Annotated in this window: 1 pseudogene; it reads left to right on the forward strand. The window is 35.3% G+C overall.

What is annotated here, in order from left to right:
* Positions 1-235, forward strand: a pseudogene (locus FUA24_RS03165) (3-phosphoglycerate dehydrogenase); the annotation flags it as partial.

Raw genomic sequence — 235 nt, forward strand, 5'->3', positions numbered from 1 at the left:
AGCTATTGGTAATGCGCAAATAGTTTATACCAATAAAACACCATTACCTAAAGCAGTTTTAGAAAACGTACCATGGGTTAAATTTATAGGTGTTTTAGCAACAGGTTATAATGTTGTTGATGTTGAGGTTGCCAAACAGCTAGGTATTACAGTTACAAATGTACCTGCTTACAGTACACAATCTGTAGCACAATTTACTATGGCCTTACTACTAGAAATGTGTCATCATGTAGGC

The organism is Seonamhaeicola marinus (genome assembly GCF_008085455.1).